Annotated in this window: 13 protein-coding genes; 7 read left to right on the plus strand and 6 right to left on the minus strand. The window is 72.2% G+C overall.

Annotated elements, in window-relative coordinates; all coding sequences use genetic code 11:
* The first annotated feature begins 106 nt into the window (after nucleotides 1–106).
* Nucleotides 107–1,699: an MBL fold metallo-hydrolase gene (locus JYK02_RS04450; RefSeq protein WP_207048585.1), complete on the plus strand. Its 1,593-nt coding sequence runs from the start codon at nucleotides 107–109 to the stop codon at nucleotides 1,697–1,699.
* Here the strand turns inward: JYK02_RS04450 and JYK02_RS04455 are convergent.
* Both JYK02_RS04455 and JYK02_RS04460 read right to left on the minus strand, forming a co-directional pair.
* Nucleotides 1,654–2,694, minus strand: coding sequence for a hypothetical protein (locus JYK02_RS04455; protein ID WP_207048586.1), 1,041 nt, complete (start codon nucleotides 2,692–2,694; stop codon nucleotides 1,654–1,656). The two genes, JYK02_RS04450 and JYK02_RS04455, sit on opposite strands and share 46 nt — an antisense overlap.
* 85 nt (nucleotides 2,695–2,779) lie before the next feature.
* Nucleotides 2,780–3,388, minus strand: coding sequence for a hypothetical protein (locus JYK02_RS04460; protein ID WP_207048587.1), 609 nt, complete (start codon nucleotides 3,386–3,388; stop codon nucleotides 2,780–2,782).
* Between the two features lie 197 nt (nucleotides 3,389–3,585).
* Here JYK02_RS04460 and JYK02_RS04465 point away from each other — a divergent pair, with 197 nt between their 5' ends.
* From JYK02_RS04465 to JYK02_RS04475, 3 genes are all read left to right on the plus strand, one after another.
* The gene (locus tag JYK02_RS04465) at nucleotides 3,586–4,404 is read left to right on the plus strand and encodes a class I SAM-dependent methyltransferase (RefSeq protein ID WP_207048588.1); all 819 of its coding nucleotides are present in this window, start codon (nucleotides 3,586–3,588) and stop codon (nucleotides 4,402–4,404) included.
* A gap of 312 nt (nucleotides 4,405–4,716) precedes the next feature.
* On the plus strand, nucleotides 4,717–6,036 hold the full coding sequence (locus JYK02_RS04470; RefSeq protein WP_207048688.1) for a carbamoyl-phosphate synthase: 1,320 nt from the start codon (nucleotides 4,717–4,719) through the stop codon (nucleotides 6,034–6,036).
* A gap of 12 nt (nucleotides 6,037–6,048) precedes the next feature.
* A complete protein-coding gene (locus JYK02_RS04475; RefSeq protein WP_207048589.1) occupies nucleotides 6,049–9,282 on the plus strand; it encodes an HYR domain-containing protein in 3,234 nt (1,077 codons plus the stop codon).
* Nucleotides 9,283–9,790: 508 nt separating this feature from the next.
* Here JYK02_RS04475 and JYK02_RS04480 read toward each other — a convergent pair.
* The 3 genes from JYK02_RS04480 to JYK02_RS04490 form a co-directional block, all read right to left on the minus strand.
* On the minus strand, nucleotides 9,791–11,239 hold the full coding sequence (locus JYK02_RS04480) for a pyridoxal-dependent decarboxylase (protein WP_207048590.1): 1,449 nt from the start codon (nucleotides 11,237–11,239) through the stop codon (nucleotides 9,791–9,793).
* A gap of 14 nt (nucleotides 11,240–11,253) precedes the next feature.
* Complete coding sequence (locus tag JYK02_RS04485; protein ID WP_207048591.1) at nucleotides 11,254–12,114, minus strand: glycosyltransferase family 2 protein; 861 nt, start codon at nucleotides 12,112–12,114, stop codon at nucleotides 11,254–11,256.
* A 260-nt stretch (nucleotides 12,115–12,374) separates the two neighbouring features.
* Nucleotides 12,375–12,545 carry a hypothetical protein gene (locus JYK02_RS04490; RefSeq protein WP_207048592.1) on the minus strand — a complete coding sequence of 57 codons (171 nt, stop codon included), beginning with the start codon at nucleotides 12,543–12,545 and terminating at the stop codon, nucleotides 12,375–12,377.
* Between the two features lie 176 nt (nucleotides 12,546–12,721).
* On the opposite strand from JYK02_RS04490, the gene JYK02_RS04495 reads away from it, so the two are divergent.
* Nucleotides 12,722–13,546, plus strand: coding sequence for an arginyltransferase (locus JYK02_RS04495; protein WP_207048593.1), 825 nt, complete (start codon nucleotides 12,722–12,724; stop codon nucleotides 13,544–13,546).
* Here the strand turns inward: JYK02_RS04495 and JYK02_RS04500 are convergent.
* Nucleotides 13,533–14,432 carry an alpha/beta fold hydrolase gene (locus JYK02_RS04500; protein WP_207048594.1) on the minus strand — a complete coding sequence of 300 codons (900 nt, stop codon included), beginning with the start codon at nucleotides 14,430–14,432 and terminating at the stop codon, nucleotides 13,533–13,535. The two genes, JYK02_RS04495 and JYK02_RS04500, sit on opposite strands and share 14 nt — an antisense overlap.
* A 136-nt stretch (nucleotides 14,433–14,568) precedes the next feature.
* Between JYK02_RS04500 and JYK02_RS04505 the strand changes: the two genes are divergently transcribed.
* Nucleotides 14,569–15,384 (plus strand): glycosyltransferase family 2 protein, encoded by an 816-nt coding sequence (locus tag JYK02_RS04505; protein ID WP_207048595.1) that lies wholly within the window; start codon nucleotides 14,569–14,571, stop codon nucleotides 15,382–15,384.
* Complete coding sequence (locus JYK02_RS40335; RefSeq protein WP_207048596.1) at nucleotides 15,384–16,550, plus strand: GNAT family N-acetyltransferase; 1,167 nt, start codon at nucleotides 15,384–15,386, stop codon at nucleotides 16,548–16,550. The genes JYK02_RS04505 and JYK02_RS40335 overlap by 1 nt, the downstream gene beginning before the upstream one ends.
* Nucleotides 16,551–16,571 lie beyond the last annotated feature (21 nt).

Here is a 16,571-nt window from a genome sequence, read left to right on the forward strand (position 1 = left end):
CCGGCCTCCCGCGGGGCTCACAACCTGCCTGGAGACGGGCGGCCCGGCGGCCGGCCCTCGGGTGCAAGCCCTTGCGAAGGTCGTGGCGCCATGCGAGTCCGCACGCATGCGATTCACCCTTCACCGCGGCGTCAGCCTGGCCGTCCTCGCCTCCGCCCGGACGGAGGCCGACCACCACGAGGACCTGGGGTGCAGCATCCAGGGGCCCACCGCGCGTCCGGTGCGCCGCGCGCAGGTGCCGCTCAAGCGCCACATCGCCTCGCTGGGCCGCGAGGGCGCGCTGCGCGAGGCCGACGCGCTCATCCACTGGCTGGAGGACACGCCCCGTTACGCCGCGCTCTGCCAGGGCTCGAAGCGGCGCATGGGCCGGCGCGTGCTACGCGAGGACGTCCTCTTCCCGGATCCGCTGCGCCACCGCCCGCGCGTGCTGCACCTGCGCCAGGACTCGCTGGGGCTGGACGTGCCGGTGCGCGCGAAGGACTGGCCGGTGGTGGCGGACCTGTTCGCGGCGCTCGCCCGGGGCGCGACGCGTGAGGAGCTGCGCGCGCTGGCCATCACGCCCATCGTGGGCGAGCTGCTGGGCGACCTGTCGCAGGCCGGCTGGCTCGTGCGCCACGCGGGGCCGGTGGACGTGCCCGGCCCGGGAGCCCTCTTCGTGGGACACAACACGGTGCTGGTGGCGGGCAGGGAAGGGCGCGTGCTGGTGGATCCGTACTTCCGCCCCACGGGCGAGGTGGACCCGCCGGGCTACGGAGCATTGCAGGCGGGGGACTTGGGGCGCGTGGACGCGGTGGTCATCACCCACTCCCACGGGGACCACTTCCACCTGGGCTCACTGCTGCCGCTGCCGCGCGACACGCGCATCTTCGTGCCGGCGGTCGCTCGCGAGAGCCTCTTCTCCACGGACTGCGCGCTGCGGCTGAAGCAGCTGGGCTTCACGCGCGTGGAGCCCCTTCGCTGGGGGGAGTCGCGGCAGGTGGCGGACGTGACGGTGCACGCGCTGCCCTTCCACGGCGAGCAGCCCACGGACGGCGAGGGCCCGCACCCGGACCTCTACAACGAGGGCAACACGTGGCTCGTGCGCTCGGAGGACTTCTCCGCCGCCTTCTTCGCGGACGCGGGCCATGACGTGCGCGGGGACATGGACGCGGTGTGCCGCCGCGTGCGCAAGCAGCAGGGGCCGGTGGACGTCCTCTTCTGCGGCGTGCGCGGCTTCCGGCTGCCGCCCATCTTCTTCGGCTTCACCACGCTGGACGCGTTCCTCGTCAACGTGCCGCGCGACGCGCTGACCACGCCGCAGCGCCTGATGGCGGGCCCGGAGGAGGCGCTGCGCTACGGCGAGCTCCTGGGCGCGCGCTACGTGGTGCCCTGCGCGGACGGCGGCGCCCCCTGGTACTGGCGCGAGGGCATGGGGCCTCGCTACGCCGGCTATCCGGGCGAGCCCGTCGCGGGCGCGAGCAACATGGACGAGAACCCGGACGCGGATCCGTATCCGGAGCGGCTGGCCCAGGTGCGCAAGGCGCGGCGTGAGGGACCGCAGGCGCTCCTCCTGCGGCCCGGCGAGGCCCTGCGCTGGCGGGGCGCTCGGAAGCCGGAGGTGCTCCGCACGCCGGGCTTCGAGTGGCCGTTCGGGAGCTGGGGCGAGCCCGAGCCTCAGCCTCGCAGCGCGCCGCGGACGGCCCAGAGGCCCCGCAGGTAGAGCGCGCCCAGGGCCGCGAGGCAGAGGACTCCGACGGTGACGTTCCAGTGGATGACGCGGCTGACGTTCCAGCCGTACACGTCCACCAGGGTGCTGGGGTCGCTCAGGCCCACGCCCTCGATGCGGCCGAAGGGGATGCGGTCCACGTCGGTGCGCGCCGCCCACCACTGCTCGAAGCCATCCATGAAGGCCGCGGCGCCCATGACGACGAACCCCCAGCGCAGCTGGTGCCGGCGGAGGTAGTGGCCCCAGGGCACGTAGAACGTGGCCATCAGGAGCGCGCCCAGGACCATCAGGCCCGCGTCACCGCCGAAGAAGGTGAGGGCCCTGGCCTGCGAGTGCGTCAGCCCGAACGTGCACACCATCTGCGCGACGAGCAGCCCCGCGCCCACGGCCAGCCACGTCCACCGGCGGCACTTCCAGCTCCGCCACACGAGCGCCCCCGACAGCCCCGCGATGAGCAGGATCATGAACGCCGAGCGGTCCCTCGACACGTGCGTCACCCAGAACGTGGGCGTGGCACTGAAGCCGCAGAACCACGCGGTGACGGCGTGCCCCAGCTCGTGCACCGGCATCGTGAAGAAGATGCGCAGCAGCGAGTGGAAGCCCGGTGAACCGACCGCGAGGAAGGCGATGACGAGCGCGGCCGGCAACACCGCCAGCCGCAGGCGCGCCTCCAGGGCGTCCTCGCTCCCGGCGTCCTCGCCCGGGTGGAAGGTGATGCCCTCCGTGGTGGGCTGGGAGGCAGTCAGGGCCGCGGCCATGGGCGGCACGAACGTGGGGGCCGCGTGGGCCTCCAGGGCCTCGCGCAGCGCCTGGCGCTGGTCCTCGGCTTCGCGCTCGGCGGCCTCGCGGGCCTCGCGGTCGCGGGCTTGCGCCTGCCGGGTGGCGGCGCGCTGTTCCGCGCGCAGGTAGATGACGCCGCACGCGGGGCACTCGGGCCCGTCCACACGGGGGGCGCCGCAGCGGGGACAGGAGGTGGACGGAGGGCTCACGGGCCCTGGACTCTAGGGGCCCCGGGGGCGGGACGAAAATCGCACCGCCGGGAACCCGTGGGCTCCCGGCGGCGGAACGCGGGCTCTAGAAGCCGTAGTAGTCGCTGTAGTCCACGCCGAACAGGTCGATGACCACCGTGCCCCAGGGGCGCACCATGATGATGGTGACCGTCTTGAAGAAGCGCGTGAGGTTGTAGTCCCGGATGGTCTGCTGCTGGAGGCCCACGTTCATCGGGGAGCCGTAGCGCGCGGACTTCAGCGGCGCGGAGAAGGTCTCGATGCGCGTCGCACGCTGCGCGACCTCCTTGCCGCTCGCGTCGATGAGGCTGGCGACGGCCTTGTACTTGCCCACCTGCATGTCCTTCGGGTCGGCCCGGACGTTCACGCGGTAGTACCCCGCCGGGACGCCCGCGTCCGCCGAGTCGATGTAGACGAAGGCCACGTCCACGCCCTTGGCGTACTCCGTGTCAGGCACGTTCTCGAAGCCCGCGATGCTCGTCGCGACGATGTCGCCCGTGTCCGACGACAGGGTGCCAATCTGCTCCGCGTTGAGCGCGAGGCCCTGCGCCTTCGCCGCCTCCAGCAGCTTGCTCTTGCTGTCGGTGCAGGCGGTCGCGGTGGCCGTCGTGGACCGGGGCTCGGCCGCGAAGGCGGAACCGGAGAGGAGGAGGGCGGCCACGAGGGAGGAACGCATGAAGCTGGAAGAGGTCATGGGGGACGGAGAACCAATCATCAAAGAGGGGGACTTCAAGCCGGGCCCTGTGCAGTCTCGGTGCCAGTCCGTGGCGCGGTGCCGCCCCTCGGGTTTCCAAGGGCTTGGAGCGCGCGCGTGTGACATTCCGGGTTACGGCCCGCGCCGGGCAATGACCTCTCGCGCTACAACGCGGGCGCATGGCTGGTGAGCTGGATACCCCCACCCGGGGCAGGACCGCGCGCGGGCGCCTGCGAGCGCTGGACGCGTACCTGTGCCAGTTCGAGGCCGCGCTCCTCACGCGCACGGAGGACGCGTGGGCCCGCGCCGTCTTCGTGGACGTGGGCTTCGGAGAACACCCGTGGACCACGCTGGAGAGCGCCGCGGCCTTCCGCGCGCTGAACCCGGCGCTGTCGGTGGTGGGCGTGGAGCTGGAGCCTGAGCGCGCCACCGCCGCCGCGCGGGCGCACTCGGACGCGCGCACGCACTTCCGCGAGGGCGGCTTCGCGCTGCCGCTGTCCCCGGACGAGCCCGCCCGCCTGGTGCGCGCCATGAACCTCCTGCGCCAGGGGCCTCCGGAGCGCATCCCCGAGGCCCACCTCTCCATGTCGCGTCACCTGCTGCCCGGGGGGCTGCTCGTGGAGGGCTCCTCCGACACGGACGGCGCGGTGCTGGTGGCCCACCTGCTGCGCCGGACCCCGGAGGCGGAGGTCCCCGCGCGCGAGGGGCTCCTCTTCCACACCGACTTCTCCCGGGGCTTCGCGCCGCTGCTCCTGCGCGACTGGCTGCCCCGCGACCTGCGCCGCCGCGTCCGCCCTGGCGAGCCCATGCACGCCTTCTTCCAGGCGTGGGAGGCGGCATGGAAGGCCGCGCGCGCGGAAGGCCAGACGGCACCCCCGGACGCGTTCGCCGGGTCCGTCCTGCGCCTTGCCCGGATGACCCCGGGGGTGGCCACGGACGCCTGGCTCCTTGCCCACGGCTTCCTGCGGTGGACCCCACCTGGCGGGACACCGGCTTGAGCTTCGGCCTGAACCCGGCCAGCCCTTGGAGATCCAATCGTCAGGAGGCAGGTCGCAAGCGACGCCGGAAAAGGTATTCTGTCGCGAATTGGGCTTCCGGTGGTTTCCCGAACCACTGGAGGTCGACGGCTCGACATGAACAGGCACCTTCTGACGCTTCTCGCCGCGGGGCTGATGGCCAGCACCGCCGTCGCCGGCCCGTCGACCCCTGACCTCGGGGGCGGTCGCCTCGCGCAGCGCCCCCAACGCCAATCCCGTCGTTCCTCCGCGCGCTCGCGCCGCGAGGCCGACCCCGCGAACCTGGAGCATGAGATGCAAGAGGCCGCCTTCTCCGGTGGGGCCCCCGCGGCCGCCATCGCGGCCCGCCCCCCGGCGTTGCTGTTCTCCGCCAACTTCTACGGCACCCTGGCCGCCGCGCGCTGTCTGGGCCGCCACGGCGTGGACGTGACGGTGGCGGACACCGGCCGGCTGGGCCCGGCCAGCTACTCGCGCTTCGTCAGCCGCCGCGTGCAGTGTCCGCCGGAGTCACAGCCGGAGGCCTTCCTCCAGTGGCTGGTGGACTTCGGCCTGCGCGAGCCCGTCAAGCACGTGCTCTACCCGACGAGCGACGAGCTGGCGTGGCTCATCGCCGCGCACCGCTCCAAGCTGGAGGACCTCTTCCACCTCTACGACCCGGGTGTGGATGCGGTGTACGGGCTGCTCAACAAGCGCCGCCTCTACGAGCTGGGCACGGAGGCCGGCCTGCACCTGCCGCGCACCTGGTTCCCGCAGTCCGAGGAGGACCTGGAAGAGGTGCGCCGCGAGGCGAAGTTCCCGGTGCTGCTCAAGCCCACCACGCAGATCCTCCACGCCACGCACCGCAAGGGGCAGCCGGTGTCGTCCCCGGACGACCTGGCGCGCGAGTACCGCGAGTTCGCGCGCGACACGTACGCGCCCATGCTCGTGAAGTTCGACCCGGCCGTGGTGAACCCCATGGTGCAGGAGTTCCACCCGGAGGCCGCCGAGGGCATCTACAGCCTCTCCGGCTTCGTGGACGAGTCCGGCGAGCTCTTCGAGGCGAGAGCCGCGATGAAGGTCCTCCAGCGTCCGCGCCGCCTGGGCGTGGGCGTCTGCTTCGAGTCCGCGCCGCTGCGCCCGGACCTCGTCGCGGGGCTCACCCGGCTGTGCAAGAAGCTGGGCTACCACGGCGTCTTCGAGGTGGAGTTCATCCAGACGAAGGACTCGTACCTCCTCATCGACTTCAACCCGCGCTTCTACGGGCAGATGGGCTTCGACATCGCGCGGGGGCTGCCCCTGCCGCTGCTCGCGTACCACGCGGCCACCGGGGACCGGGACGCGCTCAAGCGCGCGGTGGAGGACGCCCGCGACGCCGCGGCGGCGCACGAGGACGCGGTGTTCTGCAACCGCATCGCGCTGGAGATGCTGCTCAACCTCCAGCGGCTGTCCGGCGCGCTGCCGGCCGACGAGGCCCGGCAGTGGCGGCAGTGGTTCAATACCCACAAGGAGACGGCGGTGGATCCGCTCATCGACGGGGACGACATGATGCCCGCCGCGGTGGAGCTGGCCACCATCTCCTACGGGGCCGCCCGCCACCCGCGCGCCTTCCTCCGGATGATGGTCTTCAACCGCTAACGAGCAGGGTCCATGAAACGACAGACGGGGGGCGCTCGCGCAGGTGCGCTGGGGGGCCTCTGCGCCCTGGGCCTGGTGGCTTGTACGAACGAGGAACCGGCCGGGGCCGCGCGCTCGCTGGAGACGCGAGCGCAGGGCGTGACGTCCGTGGCGAAGGTGACGGCCTTCTCCTCCGCCACGGCCACGAAGCAGGACACGCTTCCGGACGGGTTCACGGAGATGGACGGCTTCGCCCTCTTCTTCTCCCGCACCCGGAAGGGCCTCTTCCGCACGGATGGAACGGAGGCAGGGACGTCGCTCGTGCGCGACCTGGATCCCACGGTGGACTCCTTCCAGAGCGCGCCCCGCATGGTCAGGCTGGGGACGCGGGCCTACTGGCTCCTGCAGGGGGAACTCTGGACGTCGGACGGGACGCCCGGGGGCACGCGGCTGATGCTGGACGCGCCCTTTCCGTCCAGCCCCACGCCGCCCGTGGTCTTCAACGGCGCGCTCTACTTCAGCGTGGGCACGTCGCTCTACCGCTCGGACGGCACGGCGCAGGGGACGCAGGTCATCGCCACCGCGGCGATGAAGGTGACGGAGGACGGGTTCTACGACGCGTGGAGGGTGATGGGGGACCGGCTGTACTTCGCCTGCACCCTGGGCACCGGGAGCGCGGGCATGGAGCTGTGCGCCACGGACGGCACGGGGCCGGGCACGGTCCTGATCGCGGACGTGGGGCCGGGGAGCGCTAGCGGCAGTCCCTCGCTGCTGGGGGAGGTGAACGGCAGGCTGATCTTCTCCGCGGCCTCCACGACCACCAGCCGCTCCCTCTACGCCACGGATGGCACGGACGCGGGCCCCATCCAGCTGCTCCACGTCGCCAACAACTACACGGTGGGCACCGGCCAGTCCAACTTCGCCACGACCCTGAACGGGCGCGCGTACCTGCTGTGCGCCACGCCGGCCACCGGCGTGGAGCTGTGCGCCACGGATGGCACGGCGGCGGGCACCCAGGTGCTCGACCTGGTGCCGGGCAGCACCTCCTCGAACGCCAAGGGGATGACGCGCCTGGGTGACCGGCTCTACTTCTCCGCGTGCACCTCCCAGTCCGGCTGTGAGCTCTGGTCCTCGGATGGCACCCTCGCTGGCAGCGCGATGCTCAAGGACATCCTCCCGGGCACCGCGCACGGGTTCCCCGGGCCGGAGCTCCTCCCCGTCAATGGCGGGCTGCTCTTCGTGGCGCTCACCCCCAGTGGTTCCGGGGTGCTGTGGAAGACGGATGGCACCGCGGACGGCACCGTCCTGCTGAAGGACGTCGTCTCGCCGCAGGCGTCGGGAGGCCGCTACGGGCTGGAGCTGACGGACGGCGTGCGCCTGGGCGACGCGCTCCTCTTCCCCGCGGACGACGGCGTCCACGGCCAGGAGGTGTGGCGCACCGACGGCACCGCGGCCGGAACGCGGATGGTCACGGACGTCACCCCCGTGCAGCGCGACGGCGATGCCTCCGGGATGCGGGCCTTCGATGACTGGCTCCTGCTGGGCGCGCCCACCGATACGGGGCAGACGGGAGTCTGGCGCTCGGACGGCACGGCCTCGGGCACCCGGCCGCTCGCAGCGGCGATGGGCCCGTCTTCGTACACCCCGGCCATGGCCCCCTTCGGGGACCGCCTGCTCATCGCGCGAGGGCAGGAGTTGTGGATGACGGACGCGACCGCCGCGGGCACGGTGCGCTTCAAGGAGCTGCCCGGCTCCGGAGCCTACGGGGGCGTCGTGCAGCTGCCCAACCAGGTCGGCGTGTTCATCGGATCCACGCAGTTCCAGACCGTGGGGCTGTGGCGGACGGACGGCACCGACACGGGCACGCAGCTGACCACTCCCATCGTGGAGAACGCGCGCAACATGGGCGTCTCCAATGGGAAGGCCTACCTCACGGGGCTCTACTCCAGCCTGGGCAACGAGCTGTACGTGAGCGACGGCACTCCGGGGGGCACGGCCTTCCTCAAGGATATTTATGTGGGCTCGAAGAGCTCGGAGCCCTCGGGCTTCACGCCCCTGGGAACCCTGACGCTCTTCTCCGCGGATGACGGCGTCGCCGGCCGGGAGCTGTGGAAGACGGATGGGACCGCTGGCGGGACGGCGCGTCTGGCGGACCTGAATCCCGGAGCGCTCAGCTCGTCACCCACGAGCCTCCATCCCCTGGGCAACCGGGTCGTCTTCTGGGCCCGGAGCCCCACGGCCCGCCTGTGGACGACGGATGGCACGGCGCAGGGCACGCAGCCCGTGGGCGCGGCCGTCACCCCGGGCTTCCCCGAGCGCTTCGTCACCTGGGGCGACGTCGCGTTCTTCGCCGGTGCGGAGGCCACGACCGGGACGGAGCTGTGGCGCACGGACGGCACGCTGGAGGGCACCGTGCAGGTGGCGGACCTCCAACCGGGGCGCGGCTCGTCGCTGCCGGACCAACTGACGCTCGTCTCGCCGTCGGGCCCGCTGCTTTTCGCCGCGGAGGACGCCGTGGGAGGCCGGGAGTTGTGGCGGCTGGACTCGCCCACGGGGGTGCCCACGCGCGCCGCGGATGTCGTCGCCGGGCCGGGCTCCTCCCGCCCCGGGCAGCTCACGGTGAACGGCTCGGCCGTCTACTTCTCCGCGAGCGACGGGACGGGCAGGGCGCTGTTCCGGATGTCGGGGCTGGTCCCGGACACCCACCCGCCCAGGCTCGGCTGTCCGCCGGACGCGACGGTGGCCGCCACGAGCGCGACGGGCGCGGTGGTGACCTTCCCCGCGGCGAGCGTGCGCGATGACTCGGGCGAGGTGCCCACCGCGCGCGCGGTTCCGGCTTCGGGTGGGCGCTTCCCGCCGGGGTTGACGCTGGTCACGTTCTCGGCGACGGATGCCGCCGGGAACACCGGGACGTGCACCTTCACCGTCACCGTGACGCCGCTGCCCGGAGCCGATGCGGGCACGGCGGACGCAGGTGTTCCAGATGCAGGCCCCACGCAGGACGCGGGCTCGGCCGATGCCGGTTCGGCGGACGCAGGCACGACGGACGCGGGCGTTCCGGACGCGGGCCCGGTGGATGCAGGGTCAACCGACGCGGGCCCCAACGGCCCGGGACGTGATGCCGGCCCCGGCCTCGGCGAGCCGGAACCCGACTCCCGAGGCGGCTGCGGCTGTCAGGAGACGCCGGTTTCGGCGCCGTGGGGCCTCGCCCTGGCCGGACTCTTCGCCTTCGCGAGGCGTTCGCGGAAGCGGCGGACGCACGCATAGGCAGCGGGCTTCGCCCTGGCCGGGCTCTTCGCTTCCGCACGGCGTTCGCGGAAGCGTCGATAGCGTGCGTGCGGAGCGTCAGGGCGAGCATCCATCCCGGCCCCAGGCTAGACGCGTCCGGGCCGACGTAGCCCAACTGGTCCGACTGTAGGACCAGTTCGCTGGACGCCTCCGGCCCGGCGCGGCCCAACTGGTCCGACTGTAGGACCAGTTCGCTGGACGCTCCGGCCCCGACGCGGTTCCAACGGGCCCGACTGTAGGACCAGCTCACTGGACGCCCCCGGCCCGGCGCAGCCCAACTGGTCCGACTGTAGGACCAGTTCGCTGGACGCCCCCGGCCCGGCGCAGCCCAACTGGTCCGACTGTAGGACCAGTTCGCTGGACGCCCCCGGCCTGGCGCAGCCCAACTGGTCCGACTGTTGGACCAGTTCGTGAGCCGCGCCGCGGACTGGGGCACTCGTTGAATGCTTCGGCGCATCCCGGTGGAGGCGCCGTCAGGTCCGCGGGCTCAGCTCGCCGCGCGCGAGGGGGCGGCGGGCGCCAGGTCGTCGAAGGTGATGAGGTCCTCGTGCGTCTCCGCCCGGCGCAGACGCCGCACCTTCCCGCCCTCCACGCCCACGATGGCCGGCTGCGGGAACGAGAACGACGTGCCGAAGGGCACGAAGTACGCGCCCGCGTCCATGATGGCCAGCGTGTCACCCACCTTCAGCTCCGGCAGCCGCACCGCGTGGTACAGCGTGTCGCCCGGCGTGCAGATGGGGCCCACCACCGTGTACGCGCGGTGCGCGGGCTCGGTCGGCCGCTCCACATGGAAGAGCTGGTGGTACTCGTTGCGCACGCATTCCGCGTGGTTGATGCCCATGTCGAGCACCGCCCACGTCCGCTCGCCGCCGTCCTTGAGCGCGTGCACGCGGCCCAGGAGCAGCTGCGTGTTGCCCGTCATCGCGCGGCCCGGCTCCAGGAAGATGCGCGGGCGCTTGCGGCCCTGCTTCGCGTAGTGCGCCTCCACCTGGGACACCACCTTCGCCACGTACCGCTCGATGGAGAGCGCCGCGGCGTGGTCCGGCGCGGGCAGGTCCCGCTGGAAGGTGAGGTTGAGCCGCCAGTCCTTCTGCTCGATGTGCTCCACCGTCGGCGTGCAGAGGCTGCCGCCCAGGTCCAGCACCTCCAGGTCCAGCCCCAGCTCGCGGTGCAGCTCGTCCGCGAAGTCCAGCACCGAGCCGACGAAGCCCTCCAGCTCTCCCTCCGTGCGGATCAGCTCGCCCCGGTGCGCGTGCAGCCCCACCACGTCCAGGTTCCCCGACGCCATCGCCTGACGGTACGCCGCCAGCGCCTGGCCTCCCGCGATGGGCGTGCCGAACTGCGACGTCCAGCCCGTGGCCGTCGTCACCCGCACGGCCACGCGCGGGCGCTTGCCCAGCTCCGCCGCGTGGCGGGAGAACACGTCCAGTTCCTCGCGGTGGTTCGCCGCCAGCAGGCCGATGCCCCGCGTGATGGACTCGCGAATGGACGCGTCCGACTTCACCGGGCCGTTGTAGACGATGCGCTCCGGCGCCACGCCCAGCTTGAGCGCGAGCCACAGCTCATAGGCGGAGATCACCTCCGCGCCCACGCCCCTCGCGTGCAGCGCGGACAGCACGCCCGGCACCGGGTTGGTCTTGTACGAGTAGTACACCTCGCAGCCGCCCGCCGCGCCCGGGGGCACCGCCTGGAACGCGTCCGCGTTGCGGTGCAGCGCCGCCAGGTGGACGACGTGCAGCGGCGAGCCGTACTCACCGGCCAGCTTCGACAGCGACACGCCCTCCAGGAAAAGGCCCTGGCCGCCCCGCGACTCCAGGCCCCATGTCTCCGGAGGGAGGAAGGCGCGCGCGGGGGCCATCGCGCGCTGCACCACGGGCCCCAGGGTCTGCTTCAACTGCCGCTTGGCGGTTCCAACGAGACGACGACGCAGGCTCACGGTGAGGGGCCCTTTCAGGAGACGCCGGGCAGCTTGAGGGGGAGGTAGCGCGTGAGGCCGAAGCGGCCCTTCAGCGCGCGCGTGGCCACCTGCAGGAGCCGGTACTCCAGCTCGCCGTGCTCGCGCCGGTACTTGTTGTGGATGATGGCGTTGGACTCCGCCACGGACTTCTCCACCTTCGCGCCCGTCTTGCCCAGGTCGTTCATCAGCGACGGCTTGCCCACGCGGTAGTTGAGGATGGGCCGGTTCACGTAGACGTGGCCGTAGCGGCGGATGCCGCGCATGTAGAAGTCCACGTCCTCGTAGACGGGGATGTTGGGGTCGAACCCGCCCAGCGGCTGGAAGTACTCGCGGCGCACCATGCACGCGGAGTTCACGTACAGCGTGCCCAGGAACAGGATGTGCGCCACCGTCCACGCGCTGTTGGGCGTGGTGGCCCCCACCTTCGCGACCCGCTCGAAGTAGCTGCTCTTGTCCTCCAGCCACTCGGGGTCCTCGCTGAAGGGCACCACCCAGCCCACCGCCACGCCCGCGTCCGGGCGCGCGTCCAGCGCCGTCACCATCGCCTTGAGCGCCCCTTCGGCGAGCGTGTCGTCGTCGTCCAGGAAGTGCAGGTAGCGGCCCCTGGCCAGCGTGGCGCCGTGGTTGCGCACCAGCGCGGGGCGCCCCTTCGAGGGCACCTCCTGCTTGAAGTAGCGCACGCGCGCATCGCCAATGCCCTGCACCGCGTCGCGGGCCGTGCCCTCCGGCGAGTCGTCCAGGACGAGCACCTCCACCTGGACGCCCTCTTGACGCAGCGCGGAGTGGATGGCCTCCACCACCTCCTTCTCGCGCTTGTAGGTGGGCATCACGACCGAGACATCGATTGAGGACATAGGCGGCCGTTTATACCGGGGGCGCCCCACGACTGAGAAGCCAGCCCGGCCTCCCCGCCCGCGGGGCGTTCCTCCCACCGGGGGCATCGCGCCCCGCCCCTGTGTCCGAGGCTACCCGCCCGCTGTCCGGGGAAGCGAACGCGGCGGGCCCTCTCGCGATTTCTCGGAAGTTTCTACGGCCCCTTCAGGAGGCCGACCGGAAAAGTTTGCGCCGGGATCGCGACAGATTTGCCGCACCGTGGCCACTGGCCCACGGCATTTCAGAAGCTGGCGATGGCGAAGTCGAACACGTCCAGGTCGTCCTCGGCGTCGGCCGCGGCGGCGGAGTGCGTTGCGTCATCCTCCTCGGAGAACGCGTCGCCCGAGAGGAGCCCGTCGGTCTCCTCCGGTTCCATCGCCAGCCATCCAGGATGCAGTTCCTCGCGGGCCATGTGCGTTCGTCCTCTTCCGCAAGCGGTACGGCTTCACCCGGAAGCTTGCAGTCGTTGTGCCACTTGCTCATACGGAACGGCCCACGCGGACGGGTCGTTTCCGACGGAGGGTGGGTCGCCAGACGGGCAGGCATGGCTTGACGCGGGAGCCCGGGGCCGACAGGAAGGGAACACCGATGGCCGTCCTCCTGGCACATGAAATCGAAACCCCGCGTCCGTGCAGCTACCTGCCAGACCGGGAGGCGTCCCTGGAGACGCTGCTGATGCGCAACGTGACGGCGCAGGAGTACGAGCACCTGCTCGTGCGCGGCTGGCGCCGGTTCGGACCGCAGTACTTCCGGCCCGCTTGCGCGTCGTGCAATGAATGCGTGTCCCTGCGCGTGCCAGTGGAGGGCTTCACGCCCAACCGCAGCCAGCGCCGGGCCCGCGCCGCGTGCGCGCACCTGCGCGTGGAGGTGGGCCCGCCGCGCGTGGACGAGGAGCGCCTGGCGCTGTACCGCGCGTGGCACGCGGAGCGGGAGACGACGCGCGAGTGGGAGGCGTCCGAGCTGGGCGCTCGGGAGTACGCGTTCCAGTTCGCCTTCCCGCACCCGTCCGCGCGCGAGGTGGCCTGGTACGACGACAGCGACCCGGCGGGCCCGAAGCTGGTGGGCCTGGGCCTGTGCGACGAGACGCCGCACGCGTGGAGCGCGGTGTACTTCTTCTACGACCCCGCCTACGCGCGGCTGTCGCTGGGCAAGGCGAGCGTGCTGTTCCAGGTGGAGCTGGCGCGCGAGCGGGGCATCCCGTACGTGTACCTGGGCTACCGCGTGCTGGCGTGCGACTCGCTGCGCTACAAGGCCGGCTTCCGCCCGCACGAGCTGCTGGAAGGGCGCCCCGCGCTGGACGCGCCGCCGGAGTGGCGCGCGGCGCCAGAGGCTCCGGAAGCGCCGGAGGCTCCGCGGGCTTCGCAGGCTCCGGTGTCGGAGCCGGGGCCCGCGGACGGCGTCAGGAGCCGCTGAGCAGCGCCGCGTCGAAGAAGTCGCGCAGGTGGCGCGCGTACTCCTCCGGGGCCTTCTTCGCGTACTCGCCGTGGTGCGCGCCGGGCACCACCCAGTAGGACTTCGGCTCGCACGCGGCCTGGAAGAGCGCGTCCTGGAGGAACGCGGGTGCGTACTCGTCGACGTCGCCGTTGATCAGCAGCAGCGGCCGGCCCTTGAGGTCACACAGGCGCTTCATGGGGTCCACCGCGTCCACGTCCACGCCGGACAGGCGCATCGTCCAGAGCACCGGCTGGGCGCTCAGCGGGCCCCACTTGCCGTAGCTGTAGCGCGTGTCCGCCTCCAATGACGGGTACGCGCCCGCGGCGGCCACCGCCTTGAGGCGGTCATCCTCCAGCGCCTCCAGCATCGCGGTGGTGCCGCCCATGGAGAAGCCCAGCACGCCCAGCCGGGAGGGGTCCACGTCGTCGCGGTGCGAGACGAAGTCCACCGCCGCGCGCAGGTCCTCGCGCTCGCGGTCGCCCCACGTCACCAGGTCGCCCTCGCTCTCGCCGTGGCCGCGCGAGTCGAAGAGCAGCACGCCATAGCCCGCGCGGGAGAGCGCCTCCGCCTCGAAGAGCATCTGCGTGCGGTTCTCCGCGAAGCCGTGCATCACCACCACCGCCGCGCGGTTGCGCGAGGGCAGGTACCAGCCGCGCAGCGTCACGCCGTCGCGCGTGCGCAGCACCACGTCCGTGCGCCCCGCGAGCGCGCCCTCCGCCACGGGCTTCAGCGGCTGGCGCGCGGGGTGCAAGACAGCGCGCGCGGTGCGGACGTTGCGGTACGCGATGACGGCCACCACCGCGAGCACGCCCACGAGGGCGAGCGCGATGAGGCGGGCGGGACGGGGGGGGATGGGTTTCTTCACGAGGATGGATTGTGAGCCTATATCCGGAGTCCGATTGCTGGCAGGAGGCCCCCGGGCTCGTTGAGCCCCCAAGCAGTGAGGCCCGAGCCCTGCCTCGCCTGGCGCACGTGGGGGTGCCCGGGCCGGAGGTTCTGAGATGACACCCGATGTCTCGGTGGTGGTGCCCACCTTCCGCCGTCCCGCGCTCGTGGTGGAGGCGGTGAAGAGCGCGCTGACCCAGGCGGACGACGGCGTGCGCGTGGAGGTGCGGGTGCTGGACGACAGCCCGGAGGGCTCCGCGCGCGAGCCCGTCCTGGCGCTGGGGGATGCGCGCGTCTCCTACGTGAAGCGCGACGTGCCCACCGGCGGCAACCCCGCCACGGTGCGCAACGAGGGCTGGCCCCTCGCCACGGGCCGCTACCTGCACTTCCTGGACGACGACGACCGCGTGGCGCCGGGGGCCTACCGGGCGCTCATGGAGGCGCTCGACACGCACCCGGACCGGGGCGTGGCCTTCGGCCGCGTGGCGCCGTTCGGAGATGACGCCGAGGTGCTGGCCCAGCAGACGGCCTACTTCGAGAACGCGGCGCGCCGGGCGCGCGTGGCACAGCGGCTGGGGTCTCGGCGCTGGATGGTGGCGAACATGCTGTTCCGCCCCACGGTGCTGGTGAACTCCGCGTGCCTCATCCGCCGGGAGCTGCTGCCCCGGGTGGGCGGCTACGACACGCGGCTGCCGCTGGTGGAGGACGTGGACTTCTACCTGCGCGCCATCCGCCGCGCGGGCGCGGTGTTCCTGGACCGCGTGGTGCTGGAGTACCGCACCGGCGCGCCGTCGCTGATGCACGACGAGCGCGACGCCAGCAAGGCCGTGAGCGCGTACCGGCTCATCCACGAGCGCTACCGGCGGGAGTGGGGCGCGGTGGAGCACACCGCGCTCCGGCTGGCCACCCGCACCGTCCTGCGGTGGCTCTGATGCGCCTCACCGTCGAACAGGTGGACACGGTGGAGGGGCTGCACGCGCTGGGCCCGGAGTGGCGCGCGCTGGCGGCCCGCGTGGGGCAGGGGCTGCCCTTCGCCACCTGGGAGTGGAACGTCACCTGGTGGCGCCACTTCCAGGAGCAGCGCCACAGCGTGCGCGACCACCTCTGCGTGCTCGCGATGCGGAGCGCGGACGGAAGCCTGCGCGCCGTGGCGCCGCTGATGCGCACGGAGCGCCCGGGCTCCGGCCCCGTGCGCGTGCGCGTGCTCCAGTTCCTGGGCGCGGACCCCAACGTCACGGAGCTGCGCGGGCTCATCTGCGCGCCGGAGCTGGAGGCCCCCTCCTTCGCCGCCCTCACGCGCCACCTGCGCGCGCACGCGTCCGAGTGGGATTGGATCCTCTGGAGCGGGCTGGACCTGCAGGGTCCCGCGGCGGGGGAGCTGTCCCGGATGTCGCCACTCACGCCGCTGAACGAAGTGCCCGCGTACGTGCTGGAGCTCGCGCCCACGTGGGAGGCGTTCAAGGCGGGCCGCTCGCGCAACATCAAGGAGTCGCTGCGCAAGTGCTACAACTCGCTCAAGCGCGACGGGCTCTCCTTCACCTTCCAGGTCGCGCGCACGCCGGAGGAGGTCGCCCCGGCGCTCACCGCGTTCTTCCAACTGCACCAGGCCCGCGCGCAGGCGCACGACGCGGGCGTGCGTCACCGGGACGTGTTTGATTCGCCGCAGGCCCGGGACTTCCTCGCGGCCCTGTGCCAGGAGCTTGCCCGGCAGGACGCCGTCCGGGTGTTTCAGCTGTGTATCGGCGGGGCGGTGGTCGCCGCCCGCGTGGGCTTCGTGCTGGGTGACACGCTGTATCTGTACTACTCGGGTTATCTGCCCCGCTGGGGCGACTACAGCGTGATGACCACCACCGTCGCGGAGGCCCTCCAGTACGGCATCGCCCAGGGACTGAAGGTCGCCCACCTTTCGTCGGGGAGGGATGTTTCGAAGCTGCGCTGGGGGCCGAAGGAGATCCACCGGTACGACGCCGTTCAACTGTCTCCTGAGTGGCGGGGCCGTGTGGCCTTCGCTACCTATCGCAAGGTGCGTGCGCTATTGAGCAACGAGCAACTCCAGGGGTGGGCCCGTCGGACGCTCGCGCGCCGGGCGGGAGGTTGAAAATCCTTTCTTACGGGAAAT

Origin of the sequence: Corallococcus macrosporus, assembly GCF_017302985.1 — a bacterium.
Classification (GTDB): domain Bacteria; phylum Myxococcota; class Myxococcia; order Myxococcales; family Myxococcaceae; genus Corallococcus; species Corallococcus macrosporus_A.

Bases quoted from the DNA above. Each gene is read 5' to 3' on its own strand.
- JYK02_RS04495 (WP_207048593.1), top strand. From the start codon at position 12,722: ATGGCCGTCCTCCTGGCACATGAAATCGAAACCCCGCGTCCGTGCAGC.
- JYK02_RS40335 (WP_207048596.1), top strand. From the start codon at position 15,384: ATGCGCCTCACCGTCGAACAGGTGGACACGGTGGAGGGGCTGCACGCG.
- JYK02_RS04505 (WP_207048595.1), top strand. From the start codon at position 14,569: ATGACACCCGATGTCTCGGTGGTGGTGCCCACCTTCCGCCGTCCCGCG.
- JYK02_RS04460 (WP_207048587.1), bottom strand. From the start codon at position 3,388: ATGCGTTCCTCCCTCGTGGCCGCCCTCCTCCTCTCCGGTTCCGCCTTC.
- JYK02_RS04465 (WP_207048588.1), top strand. From the start codon at position 3,586: ATGGCTGGTGAGCTGGATACCCCCACCCGGGGCAGGACCGCGCGCGGG.
- JYK02_RS04485 (WP_207048591.1), bottom strand. From the start codon at position 12,114: ATGTCCTCAATCGATGTCTCGGTCGTGATGCCCACCTACAAGCGCGAG.
- JYK02_RS04450 (WP_207048585.1), top strand. From the start codon at position 107: ATGCGATTCACCCTTCACCGCGGCGTCAGCCTGGCCGTCCTCGCCTCC.
- JYK02_RS04470 (WP_207048688.1), top strand. From the start codon at position 4,717: ATGCAAGAGGCCGCCTTCTCCGGTGGGGCCCCCGCGGCCGCCATCGCG.
- JYK02_RS04490 (WP_207048592.1), bottom strand. From the start codon at position 12,545: ATGGCCCGCGAGGAACTGCATCCTGGATGGCTGGCGATGGAACCGGAG.
- JYK02_RS04475 (WP_207048589.1), top strand. From the start codon at position 6,049: ATGAAACGACAGACGGGGGGCGCTCGCGCAGGTGCGCTGGGGGGCCTC.